Origin of the sequence: Bacillus aerius (genome assembly GCF_029894105.1) — a bacterium.
In the GTDB taxonomy this organism is placed as follows: Bacteria; Bacillota; Bacilli; order Bacillales; family Bacillaceae; genus Bacillus; species Bacillus altitudinis.
Genome location: NZ_JARYHO010000001.1, coordinates 2,558,916 through 2,573,000 on the forward strand (window position 1 = coordinate 2,558,916; position 14,085 = coordinate 2,573,000).

The window sequence follows — 14,085 nt, forward strand, 5'->3', positions numbered from 1 at the left end:
CTTATTTCTCCACCTTTTTCTTCGAGTAATCTCGTTTACGAGGTGCAATTAACGATACATCGACGTCCTCATAGTGGAATGCAGGTTTTTGGTTTTTCCCTTTGAACGTAGCCATCGTTGTTTTTAGGAATTCTTCATCGTTTCTTTCTGGGAATTCCGGTTTATAGTGTGCGCCTCGGCTTTCATTCCGGTTGTAAGCCCCAATCGTAATCACGCGTGCCAGCTGAAGCATGTTGTCAAGCTGACGCGTGAAGGCAGCGCCTTGGTTGCTCCATGAAGCTGTATCGTTGATGTTAATATGCTTATAGCGCTCCATCAGTTCTTCAATCTTCTCATCTGTTTTTAAGAGCTTCTCATTGTAACGAACGACTGTAACGTTGTCCGTCATCCATTCTCCAAGCTCTTTATGAAGCACATATGCATTTTCTGTGCCATCCATGCTAAGGATGTTGTCCCATTTCTCCTGCTCTTTCTTCACGGCACTGTCGAATGTTGCAGATGATAAATCTTCTGCAGACTTTTCAAGACCGCTAATGTATTTCACAGCATTTGGTCCAGCAACCATTCCGCCGTAAATCGCAGAAAGCAATGAGTTTGCACCAAGTCTGTTTCCGCCGTGCATAGAGTAATCACATTCTCCGGCAGCAAACAAGCCTTTGATATTCGTCATTTGATCATAATCAACCCATAATCCACCCATTGAATAATGAACAGCCGGGAAAATTTTCATCGGAAGCTTACGCGGGTCATCACCCATGAATTTTTCATAGATTTCAATGATTCCACCAAGCTTAATATCAAGCTCTTTTGGATCTTTGTGAGAAAGATCTAGGTACACCATGTTCTCTCCGTTGATGCCAAGCTTTTGCTCCACACATACGTCGAAAATTTCACGCGTTGCAATGTCACGCGGTACAAGGTTCCCGTATGCTGGGTACTTTTCTTCTAGGAAGTACCAAGGTTTTCCGTCTTTGTATGTCCAAACACGTCCACCTTCACCACGAGCTGATTCACTCATGAGACGCAGCTTGTCATCTCCTGGGATCGCTGTTGGGTGAATTTGAATGAATTCTCCATTAGCATAATGAGCACCTTGCTGATAAACGATCGATGCAGCTGATCCAGTATTAATCATAGAGTTCGTTGATTTACCGAATACGATACCAGGACCGCCAGTTGCCATGATGACAGCATCTGAACGGAAGGATTCGATTTCCATTGTCGTCAAGTTCTGCGCGACAATGCCTCGGCATACTTCCTCGTCATCTAAGACAGCGCCAAGGAATTCCCAGCCTTCATATTTCGTCACAAGCCCCGCTACTTCATAGCGGCGAACCTGCTCATCTAGTGCGTATAATAACTGCTGACCTGTTGTCGCACCAGCAAATGCTGTACGGTGGTGCTGTGTTCCCCCGAAACGGCGGAAGTCCAGTAATCCTTCTGGTGTTCTGTTAAACATTACACCCATACGATCAAGTAAGTGGATAATGGACGGCGCTGCTTCACACATTGCCTTTACTGGCGGCTGGTTAGCTAAAAAGTCTCCGCCATATACCGTGTCATCAAAATGCTCATAAGGTGAATCTCCTTCACCTTTTGTATTGACCGCTCCGTTAATTCCGCCCTGTGCACAAACAGAATGCGAACGTTTCACAGGTACGATTGAAAATAGTTTAACAGCTGTTCCCGCTTCTGCTGCTTTGATAGTTGCCATGAGACCAGCTAAGCCGCCTCCGACAACGATGATGCTAGAATTACTCATTGTAGCCCCTCTCCCTCTTCTACTAATCTATTTCCTCTTAAACAAAAGCGAAAATTGCTCTTAGCCCTACATATGAAAGCGCTATAAATATACCTAATGTCACATATGTGGAGATTCTTTGTGAGCGTGGTGAAACTGTAATTCCCCAGCTGACAGCAAATGACCACAAGCCATTAGCAAAGTGGAAAATAGTAGATAAAACGCCGACAATATAGAAACCTAGCATAAATGGAGAGCTTAAAATATTCGCCATCATGTCATAGTTTACTTCAGCTCCAAGCTGCGCTTGAATGCGTGTTTCCCATACGTGCCAAGTGACAAAAATCAATGTGATGATACCTGAAATCCTTTGCAGTCTGAACAACCAGTTTCTTAAGTAACTGAAGCGAGACGTGTTGTTTTGTGCCGTAAAGGCTATGTACACCCCATAAACAGCATGATAGATCAGTGGTAAGAAAATCACGAACAGCTCAAGTGCATATCTAAATGGAAGCTGTTCCATAAAGTGTGCAGCTTTGTTAAACGCCTCTGGTCCATTCGTCGCAAAGTGGTTAATCACTAAGTGCTGTACTAAAAATAGACCGACCGGAATGACGCCAAGCAAAGAATGCAATCTCCGATAAAAAAATTCTTTGTTCCCCGACATTACTTTACCCCCTAGTAAAAAAAGTGCAATTGCTTGAAAATTGTCTTACCCCCGCTTCTTTCAATTGTAAGCACTTTATTCAAATTTATTGACAATTTCATTTTACTCCTATGTCAAAAAAGCGTCAAGAAACCGCGTACATAAATTAAAATTTTCCGAAATTTAAAAGTTTTAAATCAAAATTCGTTTTACTACAATAAGAATTTCTTAGACTTCAGGGAAAACTCTGTCATCATATGCCCACATAAGCTATAATAAATTGTTGAAAGAGGGGAGCCATACGATGAATAAATTCGAATCTAACTTAGAACAGCTAAAAGAAATTGAAGTCAATGGATTTGCCTACGAGCTGATACGCGAAGTTCTGCTGCCTGACATTCTTGGTCAGGATCATTCATCTATGATGTATTTTGCGGGTAAACTGCTTGCTCGTAAATTTCCTCAAGAGTCATGGGAAAAGATCCCCGAATTTTTCCATGATGCCGGATGGGGAACTCTCACGATGGTCCATTCTAAAAAACAGGAAATTGAGTTTGAGCTCGAAGGTCCACTTGTATCGAATCGACTCAGCTACCAAAAGGAGCCATGCTTTCAAATGGAAGCAGGTTTTATCGCTGAACAGATTCAGCTTCTCAATGAGCACGTGGCTGAATCCTATGAACAAGTAAAAAAGCGTGCTGATAAAGTCATTTTAACCGTTAAATGGGATTTAAGAGACCCTAGCTAACACTGTTTATGAAAGGCGATGACTTCGTGTCACGCCTTTTTTATATACCCTTCTATCATAGCACAGTTGACGTACCGGTTTACGCACGTTTTTCTTTCTTCATATGCTGATGATTTCCAATATAAAAAAGAGGTGTATCTTTTTACGGAATACACCTCTTTTGAAGATTTATGAATGAGCAGCGGCGCTCACCTTTGATAATTCAAACGCATCATGAAGGGCTTCTACAGCTTTCACCATATCTTCACGATCAACGACTGTTGAGACTTTGATCTCAGACGTACTGACCATTTTCACTTGAATGTCTTTTTGAGCTAACACAGCGAACATTTCAGCCGCAACGCCTGGGTTTGAGACCATACCAGAGCCAACGATGGATACTTTGGCTAATTTGCTTTCTGTCTCAATCTGCTCATAACCAAGCGCACCTTTGTATTCTTCTAATACTTCAACTGTTTTAGACAAATCATCCGTTTTCACAGAGAAAGAGATGGAGGTCTGATTGGTGCTTGTGACAGACTGAATGATGATATCGACATTGATATTTTGCTTTGCAAGTGTCGTAAAAATCGTCGATAGCGTTGTTAAACCGCTTGAAAGGCCGCATACCGTCACGCGTGTCATCTGATCTTCAAATGCAATGCCTCTTACAACTAAATTTTGTTCCATGGATGATTCCTCCTCAATTAACGTACCCGATTCATTTTCAATACTAGAACGGACTTCTAGTGGGATTTGATAATTTTTCGCAAATTCGACCGCTCTCGGATGCAGCACACCTGCTCCTAAATTGGCTAACTCAAGCATTTCATCGTATGAAATTCCTGCAAGTTTTCGCGCAGACGGTACATAACGGGGATCTGTTGTAAACACACCTGGTACGTCCGTATAAATATCACATTTGTCCGCTTTGAGTGCCGCAGCTAGTGCCACTGCTGTCGTATCTGATCCACCACGCCCAAGTGTTGTAATATGTAGATCATCCGCAATTCCTTGGAAACCTGCTACAACGACGACTTTTCCCGTACTCAGTTCTTCTTTGATTCTTGCTTCATCGATGTCCACGATTCTTGCATTTCCGTGCACCTTCTCTGTTTTCACCCCAGCTTGCCAGCCTGTAAAGGAAATGGCATCATAACCTTTTGCTTGCAGTGCCATCGCTAATAATGAAATGGTCACCTGCTCACCAGTTGTCAGTAGCATATCCATTTCTCTTTTGCTTGGATCATCTGTGAGTTCTTTCGCTAGGTCTACTAGAACATCCGTTGATTTGCCCATCGCAGACACAACCACGACCACATCATTTCCTGCCTCGCGTTCAGCGATGACTCTCTCTGCGGCATTGCGAATTTTTTCTGTCGATCCAACAGATGTTCCACCAAATTTTTGTACAATTAGTCCCATGTCTACCACCCTTTTTCAAAAGATCACGTGTGAGAGAAGAGGCTGCGGAGACTGCTCTGTTCACTGCAAATAAAAAAGCAATGAGAGAACAAATCTCCCATTGCTTTAAAATCATCATCAAACGATGCAAACAATGAGATAGCCCTCCAAGAAATACATTCTTGACAGCCCTACATTTCTTCAATGTACAGCCAGCGAATAAAATGAGTGGATTTTATTCACTTCGGCGACGCTCCCCTTTCAGCCCTCTTCCTAGATCCCCTCGATCTCTGAAGGCTTACTCTTGAAGTTCGCACCTCTATCTTCAACAAACAACACGTTCATTTATTAAATTAGTCACATCTTAACAGACTTTTGGAAAAAGTACAATCTATTTTTTTAATGCCTCCATTAAAAGTTCAGCCGTTTGTTTCGGAATACCAGCGTCCTGAAAATCCTGGATAGAGGCTTCTTTCATCTTTTTCACAGAGCCAAAATGTTTAAGTAACTGCTTTTTGCGCTTTTCCCCGATACCTGGGACATCGTCTAGAATAGACTGGAATGCATTCTTCCCGCGCAGCTGCCGGTGAAAACTAATCGCAAATCGGTGCACTTCATCTTGAATACGCTGCAATAAATAAAAGGCCTGACTATTCCGTTCGAGCGCAACAATTTCAAGCGTATCACCCATCATAAGATTCGATGTCCTGTGTTTTTCATCTTTCACTAGACCTGCCACAGGAACAGACAGATTTAATTCATTTTCGAGCACATCTATGGCTGCGTTGATTTGTCCTTTTCCTCCGTCGATTAAAATCAAGTCAGGAAGCGGCAGTTCATCCTTTAACACCCGGGTATACCGCCTTCTAATGACTTCACGCATGGAAGCATAATCATCGGGCCCCTCAACGGTTTTAATTTTGTATTTTCGGTATTCCTTTTTATACGGCTTCCCGTCTTGGAAGACAACCATAGCGGATACGGGGTCTGCTCCTTGGATATTGGAGTTATCAAACGCCTCAATCCGATATGGCATATAAATATTGAGTGCATCGCCAAGCTGCTCCACTGCACCAATTGTCCGTTCTTCATCACGCTCTATAAGCGAGAACTTTTCTTTGAGAGCGATTTTGGCGTTTTGGTGGGCGAGTAAAAGCAAATCCTTCTTCTTTCCTTTTTTCGGCTGATGAACATTCGTTTCAAGCAATTGCTCAATCATCTCTTGATCGACGCTGTCTGGCACCAAAATTTCCTTCGGCAGAAAATGGTTGTTCTTTTCATAAAACTGCCCCATAAACGTGAGAAATTCTTCCTCAGGGTCTTGATACATCGGAAATAGGCTGACATCACGTTCGATTAATTTCCCCTGTCTGATGAAGAAGACTTGGACACACATCCAGCCCTTATCATAAGCATAGGCAAACACATCACGATCGGATAAGTCACTCATCGTCATCTTTTGCTTTTCCATCGTTGAGTCGATATAAGCGATTTGATCTCTAAGTTCTTTTGCCCGCTCAAACTCTAATTGTTCGGCCGCTTCTTGCATCTTCTCTGTTAATTCTTTCTTGATTTGCTGATGTCCTCCGTTTAGAAATCTTGTGATTTCATCGACGAGCTGTTTATTCGTTTCTTCAGAAATGTCATACACACACGGAGCAAGACATTGCCCAAGATGATAATAAAGGCAGACTCGGTCAGGGAGTGTCGCACATTTTCTAAGTGGATATAAACGGTCGAGCAGCTTTTTCGTTTCTCTTGCTGCTTGTACGTTCGGATATGGACCGAAGTATTTCCCTTTATCCTTTTTCACATTGCGGGTGACAATCAGCTTAGGATGACGTTCATTCGTAATTTTAATAAAAGGGTACGTTTTGTCATCCTTGAGCATGACATTGTATTTCGGGTCATATTTTTTGATTAAATTCAGCTCTAAAATAAGTGCCTCAATATTTGAAGAGGTGACAATGTATTCAAAGTCTTCGATTTCACTGACAAGCCGCTGCGTTTTGGCATCATGAGATCCTGTAAAATAAGAGCGGACCCTATTTTTTAATACCTTTGCCTTTCCCACATAAATGATCGTATTTTGTCTATCTTTCATTAAGTAACAGCCTGGTTGATCAGGTAAGACTGACAGCTTTTCTTTGATCAATTTGTTCATATTTTCATCCGTCCTTGTTTTCCACTTTCACTCCTTCTAGTGTATCACGAACATTTGTTTTATACCACGATGAAAGAAAAGCGGCTCTCGACTATACGAGAACCGCTTTCGAGATCATGCCACGCGGGCATAGATCGGTTTATAGATGTTTGTTTACAAGCTCAGCTAGTGCTTCTTTTGGTTTGAAACCAACAGACGTTTCGACGACTTCACCGTCTTTTAAAACAAGAAGTGTTGGGATACTCATAACGCCGTATTTACCAGCAGTTTCTTGGTTATCATCCACATCAATTTTTACAATTTTCATTTTATCGCCCATTTCTTGATCAAGTTCTTCAAGAACTGGAGCAATCATTTTACAAGGTCCGCACCAAGGTGCCCAAAAGTCTGCAAGAACAACACCTTCTGCAGTTTCTTGTGAAAATGTTGCGTCAGTAGCTTTTACGATTGCCATTATTCATTCCTCCAATGTAAATTATGCTTTTTAGTATAGCATCTACCAATGTGACTTGCGAATGAAATGCTTACGAATCATTTTTTATGAAATGAATTAAAAAACAAACCGTATAATCGCACCAATAACAACAATCGCACCAATGATCATCAGAATGGTTCTAAGCATATGACATAACTCCCTTTCCGCTTCATTTACAATGTATGATGCCCCAACATTCTTCTCATCAAACATTGAAATATGCGATCAAGCCAGATCGACGGTCAACATTACAACCGACATAGGCGGCAGATCAATAGTCAGCTCGCCGTGCTTAACAGCAAATTGCCGAAAGTCCGCAGGCTGAACGGAATGAGGATCATCGAACGTGTTGTGCGCATTCATCCGATCAGCAGTCAGCACACGGCCAGTGACCTTCGTTTTTGCATCGATTCCCTCTATCGCAAGAGATACGTCTGCTTTTTCATGGGGATTCACATGACATAAACTAATATGCATCTTGTCAGATGACCGCGAGGCTGACACACTGACTTGAGGGATTTTTTCACCCCGGCGTTCATATGAAGGGACATTCAATTCTACTTCAAGCGCTTCTTCTTCTTGATGCACTTGAAACATGTGAAATACGTGATAGGTAGGTGTCAGGAGCATCTTTTCGTCCTGCGTTAACACCATCGCTTGCAGCACATTGACGGTCTGGGCAATATTCGCCATATGAATCCGCTGGCAATGGCGATGAAAAATATGAAAATGCAAGGCACAGACTAGAGCATCTCTTAATGTGTTTTGCTGATACAAAAACCCTGGATTTGTCCCCGGTTCTGGATCATACCATGTCCCCCATTCATCAATAATCATCCCGATTCGCTTGTCTGGGTCATAACGATCCATGATCTCTCCGTGATCTACAACAAGCCGCTCCATTTCAGACGCCTTTTTCAGCGTTGTAAACCACTCATCCTCATCAAAATCAGTCGCTGACCCTTTCTTCTCCCATGTTCCTTGGACCGTATAGTAATGCAAACTGAGCCCATCCATCCACGGCGCTGCACGCTCCATTAATACTTTTGTCCAATTCACATCATTTGAATTCGCACCACATGCGATTTTGTAAATGCGCTGACCAGCAAACTCTCTCACATACGTTTGGTAGCGTTTATATAAGTCTGCATAATACTCTGGCGTCATATTTCCACCACATCCCCAGCTTTCATTGCCTACACCAACATACGTCAGCTCCCACGGTTCTTGTTTTCCATTTTGAATCCGCCAATCCGACATAGGTGTCCCTTTAGGAAATGTGATATATTCAATCCATTCTGCTAATTCTTGAACAGAGCCGCTTCCAACGTTTCCACAAATATAAGGCTCACATTCAAGTAATTCACACAGTCTCATAAATTCATGTGTACCAAACGCATTTGATTCAACGGTGCCACCCCAATGAGTATTCACCATCGGCTTTCGTTCACTCAGATCACCGACGCCATTTGCCCAATGATACTCGTCTGCAAAACAGCCGCCCGGCCACCTCAGCACCGGGATATGTAAGGCTTGAAGTGCCTTTAGTACATCGGTACGAATCCCCTCAATATGGTCAATCGATGAGTCTTTCCCTACCCAAATGCCGTCATAAATTCCTCTTCCTAAATGCTCTTGAAAGTGTCCATAGATGTGTTTAGAAATGCGTCCAATCACTTCATTCACTTTTACTGTCCCATTCACTTGTAAACCGCTCCTTTGTTTCGTGATGACATACAAAAAAAACCAGAATACCTAGGCATTCTGAGTGTATGAGCGTTAAGAATGGATATTCATCTTTTTTAACTCTTCATTTAAAAGCGGAACGACTTCGAATAAGTCACCGACAATTCCGTAATCGGCAATTTTGAAGATTTCAGCTTCTGGGTCTTTGTTGATCGCAACAATGACTTTACTGTTGGACATACCGGCTAAATGCTGAATAGCTCCTGAAATCCCGCAGGCAATGTAAAGGTCAGGTGTGACCACTTTACCGGTTTGACCAATTTGCAGGGCATAATCGCAGTAGTCAGCGTCACATGCACCACGCGAGGCACCGACTGCTGCGCCAAGCGTTTGGGCAAGTTCTTTCAGCGGTTCAAAGCCTTCTTTGCTCTTAACCCCCCTGCCTCCTGCGACAATGACCTTCGCTTCAGATAAATCTACACCTTCTGATGTTTTTTTAATGACTTCCTTCACGATCGTTCTTAGGTTTTGAATATCGACAGAAACTGGCGTCACTTCTCCGCTGCGTGACGCATCACGCTCCAGCGGTGCCACGTTGTTTGGACGGATAGTAGCCAAAAGCAGACGATCTGTTGAAATGACTTTTTCAAAAGCTTTTCCTGAATAAATCGGTCTCGTGAAAACAAGATGTTCACCGGTAACGCTTACATCTATTGCATCTGAAATTAAGCCTGTTTGCAGGCGTGCAGCTATTTTGGGTGACAAGTCTTTTCCGATCGATGTATGACCGAACAGCACTGCATCAGGATTGACTTGATCTAATATTGCTTGAAGCGCCTGCGCAAAACCATCAGACGTATAATAAGAAAGATGCGGGTGCTCGACGATCATCACATGATCCGCTCCATAATAAAGCAGTTCATCCGCTTGGTCTTTGACGTGATCCCCTATTAAAACGCCAATCACTTCACCGCCATCAGCCACCTCGTGAGCGGCAGCAATCGCTTCAAAAGTCACATTTCTTAATTTACCGTCACGACTTTCTCCAAGTACAACAACTTTTTTACTCATCCTTTAAGCTCCCCCTTGTTCTCGTGATATCGTAAAGTGGATGTTTAGATGACTTTTGCTTCATTTCTTAGCAGGTCTGTGAGTTCCTTGACCTGATCCTGAAGCTCGCCGCTCAGCACCTTGCCACCCTCTTTTTTCTCCGGTAAGAAACGTTCGATTGTTTTGATTTTATATGGCACATCGTCTTCATCTAAATCTAGATCGTCTAATTCTAATTCTTCTAAAGGCTTTTTCTTTGCCTTCATGATTCCTGGTAACGATGGATAACGAGGCTCATTGAGACCTTGCTGCGCGGTGACCACTAGCGGGAGCTCGGCAGAAATCACTTCCACATCCCCCTCTGCATCTCGCTCAATTGAAGCTGAGCCGCCGTCGATTTGAATACTTGTAATGGTTGTGACATATGGAAAACCGAGTAATTCAGCAAGACGCGGGGCCACCTGTCCAGACCCGCCGTCAATCGCTACATTCCCTGCTAAAATTAAGGAAGCTTCTTTATCCTTGAAATAGTGATATAGAATCGTAGAAGCGGAAAATTGATCCCACTCCTCCAAATCATCTTCAACATTTAATAAAACGGCTTGATCGCAGCCCATTGCAAGAGCTGTTCTAAGCTGTTTCTCCGCATCTTCATTGCCAACTGTCACGACCGTTACTTCTCCCCCGTGCTCATCCCGAAGCTGAATCGCTTCTTCTATTGCGTACTCGTCATAAGGATTAATAATGAACTCTGCCCCATCTTCTTGAATAGCACCAGACTGAATCGAAATTTTCTCTTCCGTGTCAAACGTACGCTTCATCAAAACAAATATATTCATTCATTTCTCCCCCTTGTGTCGTACTAATCCCTTATTCCCCTTTAAAATTCGGTTTGCGTTTTTCGATAAAAGCTTGGATGCCTTCTTTGGCATCATTTGACTGGAACACTTCACCAAATTTCTTGGCTTCCAGCTTCATTCCACCATCATATGAGTACACTTTTGCCGCATTCAATAACTCAAGCACATACTCAAGCGTTTTAGGGCTTTTCGCTGCAAATTTCGCCGCCAATGTTTTGGCTGTTTCCAGCGCTTCTTCCTCTGTTTCCGCAAGTTTTGAAACAAGTCCGCAGGCAAATGCTTCTTCTCCTGTAATCGGCTCAGCTGTTCCCATCATTTCAAGTGCTTTAGCTGATCCAACGTAGCGAGGCAGGCGCTGCGTTCCGCCGAATCCTGGGATAATACCGAGATTTAATTCCGGCAGTCCCAGCTTTGCATCTTTTGTTGCGATTCGAATATCACACGACATCGCCAGCTCAAGCCCGCCGCCTAATGCTGCCCCGTGAATGGAAGCAATCACCGGTTTTGGACATTGTTCAATTCGTTCAAATACTTGCTGCCCTCTGTCTGCAAGGCTGGCATAATCAGACTCTTCCTGCAAGGTCGTAAATTCTTTAATATCAGCACCTGCTGAGAAAAATCTACCTTCTCCATGAATGACAATAGCTCTCACTTCACTGTTTTGTTCAAGCTGATCAAACATGTCGTTGAGTTCAGTGAGAAGCTGAGAGGATAAGGCATTTGCAGGTGGGTGTTGAATCGTGATGAGTGCTGTCTGTTCGTCTTGGTGTAAGCTAAGTATTTTTTCCATGTCAATCATCCTTTTTCAATTGTCTTTAAGATTGATGTATTCCGTTTAAGAGAAGATCATGTACACTTTCTGCGAGTGCAGGCAGGTCATACTTTTGATCATTCATGACCCATGTTGTAGCGGTTTCATCAATCGTCCCAAATACCATTTGTCTCGCTAAGCGGACATCTAGATTTTGTCTAAATTCTCCTGTCTTCTTTCCTTCGGCTAAAATGGAGTCTAGCATATTTAAATACCCTTTCAGCACCTCATTGATTTTTTGGCGCAGTTCAAGGTTTGACTGCCTGAGTTCAAGCTGTGTCACAAGGGCCAAATGATGGTCTTGCGATAGCAGGCGAAAGTGTTCTCGAATGAGGAGAAGAAGCTTTTCTTTGGCAGACGGTTTCTTTTGAATATCTGTTTCCATCCGTTCGATGAATTGTCCCATTTTTTCTTTGAACAACGAGATCAAAATGTCCTCTTTGTTTTTGAAATAGAGATAAATGGTTCCGTCTGCTACCCCTGCTTGTTTGGCAATCTTTGAGACTTGTGATTGATGGTAGCCGTTCTCTGCAATCACCACAACGGCTGCATCAATAATTTGCATGTACTTCGGTCTTTTCTGCTTCAATGTGCTTCGTCCCTTTCTAAATTGAATGATCATTCATTCATAACTTTATGTTAAAAAGAAACGAGTGATTTGTCAAGTGATGTTCTTCTTTCTTTTCAACCTTTAGCATACCAGAGCAGACACGTACAATTCAAATCATCCGGCCGCTTGACCGGATGATGCTGGTTCATTCTCTCATTGATCGACTGGTTCTTCTGTTGAAGATGATTGCTTTCTTTTTTCTTCTTCAATTAACACTCTGCGCAAGATTTTCCCTACAGCCGTTTTAGGCAGTGATTCCTTAAATTCGTAGACACGCGGCACTTTAAATGAGGCAATTCTTGTTCTAACAAAACGATCCAGTTCATCCTCTGTTACATAGGCATCCTTTTTCGGGACAACAAAGGCTTTTACTGTTTCCCCTCTATACGGATCTGGAATACCCGCCACAACCACTTCTTGTACAAGCTCATGCTCATAAAGGGCTTCTTCAACCTCTCTTGGGTAAATATTATAGCCGCTCGCGATGATGACATCCTTTTTCCGGTCTACGATATAGAAAAAACCATCCTCATCCATATACCCAATGTCTCCTGTGAAAAACCAGCCGTCTCTTAACACTGCCGCTGTCTCCTCCGGCTGATTCCAGTATCCTTTCATGATTTGAGGACCTTTGACGATAATCTCTCCGTGCTCATATGGCGCTTTGAGTCCACCCGTTTCTTCACAATAAATACCGGCATCTGTATTCGGCCAAGGGCACCCGATACTTCCTATTTTGTTCGCTCCCCATAAGAAATTGGCATGAGTGACAGGAGAAGTTTCTGAAAGTCCATACCCCTCCACTAGCCTTCCTCCTGTTAGTTTTTCAAAACTCTGTTTGACTTCAACAGGAAGAGCAGCCGATCCGCTTAAGCATGCGGTGATGGATGATAGGTCATACTTTTCAATATTCGGATGATGAAGCAGGGCAATATACATCGTTGGTGCTCCTGGGAACAGCGTCGGTTTCTGTTTTTCAATGGTCTTCAAGGCATCCGCTGCATCAAAACGCGGAAGAAGAATCATTTGATGACCTTCCTTGACTGCAAGGTTTAGCACGGTCGTCATGCCGTATACATGAAAGAACGGAATGATCCCAAGAATCCGTTCTTTTCCGCGGTTCGTTTTATACATCCAGGATGCACACATTTCTGTATTGGCTACTATATTTTCGTGTGTGAGCATGACCCCTTTTGGTAAACCGGTCGTTCCGCCTGTATATTGCAAAACTGCGACATCCTCTTTCGGTTGAAAGGATATTTGCGGAATCCGTTCTCCTGACGATTCTTTCATGATCTGTGAGAAATGATGAATGGTCTCACTCTTCTCCACTTGGATGACCATGTTGTTTTTCCTTCGCTGGACAATCGGAAACAATATGTTTTTCGGAAATGGCAAGTAATCTTGTAATTTTGTGATGATCAAATGTTCCATACTTGTCAGCGCTTTCATTTTATAGGCCTTTGGATACAGTAGATCGAGAGTGATCAGCACCTTAGAGCCGCTGTCCTCCATTTGATATTCCAGTTCTTTCTCCGTATAAAGCGGATTGGTTTGAACGACAATGCCGCCTGCTATTAAAACCGCATAATAAGAAATCACCGATTGCGGGCAGTTTGGCAGCATAATCGCTACTCTGTCGCCTTTTTTGACACCGATGTCAATCAAGTGACTGGCTAATTTCAGTGCATCTTCTTGTAACTGCTGGTAGGTGATGTTTTTTCCTAAAAAATGAATGGCTGTATGCTCAGGTGCTGCCTCTGCGGAGCTGAATAAGTAAGATTGCAACGTTTCATTTGGGATGGTGAGTTCGTGGGGAATTTGATTCGGGTAATGCAGAAGCCAACGTTTATCTGACTGCATAAAAACCCTCCTTCCTGAACTTTCGTACTATTTTATTATAGCAAACTT

General features: G+C 42.9%; 12 protein-coding genes and 1 riboswitch. Of the genes, 1 reads left to right on the forward strand and 11 read right to left on the reverse strand.

Translation table 11 applies throughout. The features are described from left to right. Position 1 precedes the first annotated feature (1 nt). The gene (sdhA, locus tag M2353_RS13235; RefSeq protein ID WP_007501620.1) at positions 2-1,762 is read right to left on the reverse strand and encodes a succinate dehydrogenase flavoprotein subunit; all 1,761 of its coding nucleotides are present in this window, start codon (positions 1,760-1,762) and stop codon (positions 2-4) included. 37 nt (positions 1,763-1,799) lie between these two features. Continuing rightward, positions 1,800-2,408: a succinate dehydrogenase cytochrome b558 subunit gene (locus M2353_RS13240; RefSeq protein WP_047945318.1), complete on the reverse strand. Its 609-nt coding sequence runs from the start codon at positions 2,406-2,408 to the stop codon at positions 1,800-1,802. A gap of 283 nt (positions 2,409-2,691) precedes the next feature. Here M2353_RS13240 and M2353_RS13245 point away from each other — a divergent pair, with 283 nt between their 5' ends. Then, complete coding sequence (locus M2353_RS13245) at positions 2,692-3,135, forward strand: YslB family protein (RefSeq protein WP_008345974.1); 444 nt, start codon at positions 2,692-2,694, stop codon at positions 3,133-3,135. A gap of 168 nt (positions 3,136-3,303) precedes the next feature. On the opposite strand, the gene M2353_RS13250 is transcribed toward M2353_RS13245, so the two are convergent. The 9 genes from M2353_RS13250 to M2353_RS13290 all read right to left on the reverse strand — a co-directional run bounded on the left by M2353_RS13250 (position 3,304) and on the right by M2353_RS13290 (position 14,037). Continuing rightward, the gene (locus M2353_RS13250; RefSeq protein WP_284725558.1) at positions 3,304-4,539 is read right to left on the reverse strand and encodes an aspartate kinase; all 1,236 of its coding nucleotides are present in this window, start codon (positions 4,537-4,539) and stop codon (positions 3,304-3,306) included. A gap of 131 nt (positions 4,540-4,670) precedes the next feature. After that, positions 4,671-4,848, reverse strand: a riboswitch (Lysine riboswitch). 61 nt (positions 4,849-4,909) lie between these two features. Then, entirely contained in the window at positions 4,910-6,682 is a 1,773-nt protein-coding gene (gene uvrC, locus M2353_RS13255) for an excinuclease ABC subunit UvrC (protein ID WP_041506756.1), read from the reverse strand. 139 nt (positions 6,683-6,821) lie between these two features. Further along, on the reverse strand, positions 6,822-7,136 hold the full coding sequence (gene trxA / locus M2353_RS13260) for a thioredoxin (RefSeq protein ID WP_007501629.1): 315 nt from the start codon (positions 7,134-7,136) through the stop codon (positions 6,822-6,824). A 246-nt stretch (positions 7,137-7,382) separates the two neighbouring features. Further along, entirely contained in the window at positions 7,383-8,861 is a 1,479-nt protein-coding gene (locus M2353_RS13265) for an alpha-N-arabinofuranosidase (protein ID WP_284725559.1), read from the reverse strand. A 75-nt stretch (positions 8,862-8,936) separates the two neighbouring features. Next, positions 8,937-9,914, reverse strand: a complete 978-nt coding sequence (locus M2353_RS13270) for an electron transfer flavoprotein subunit alpha/FixB family protein (RefSeq protein WP_017358243.1) — start codon at positions 9,912-9,914, stop codon at positions 8,937-8,939. A gap of 44 nt (positions 9,915-9,958) precedes the next feature. Then, complete coding sequence (locus M2353_RS13275; RefSeq protein ID WP_035391188.1) at positions 9,959-10,732, reverse strand: electron transfer flavoprotein subunit beta/FixA family protein; 774 nt, start codon at positions 10,730-10,732, stop codon at positions 9,959-9,961. Positions 10,733-10,763: 31 nt separating this feature from the next. Further along, a complete protein-coding gene (locus M2353_RS13280; RefSeq protein WP_284725560.1) occupies positions 10,764-11,543 on the reverse strand; it encodes an enoyl-CoA hydratase in 780 nt (259 codons plus the stop codon). A gap of 25 nt (positions 11,544-11,568) precedes the next feature. Next, on the reverse strand, positions 11,569-12,153 hold the full coding sequence (locus tag M2353_RS13285; RefSeq protein WP_024718637.1) for a fatty acid metabolism transcriptional regulator FadR: 585 nt from the start codon (positions 12,151-12,153) through the stop codon (positions 11,569-11,571). 174 nt (positions 12,154-12,327) lie between these two features. Beyond that, positions 12,328-14,037, reverse strand: a complete 1,710-nt coding sequence (locus M2353_RS13290) for an AMP-binding protein (RefSeq protein WP_113767054.1) — start codon at positions 14,035-14,037, stop codon at positions 12,328-12,330. Positions 14,038-14,085: the final 48 nt, after the last annotated feature.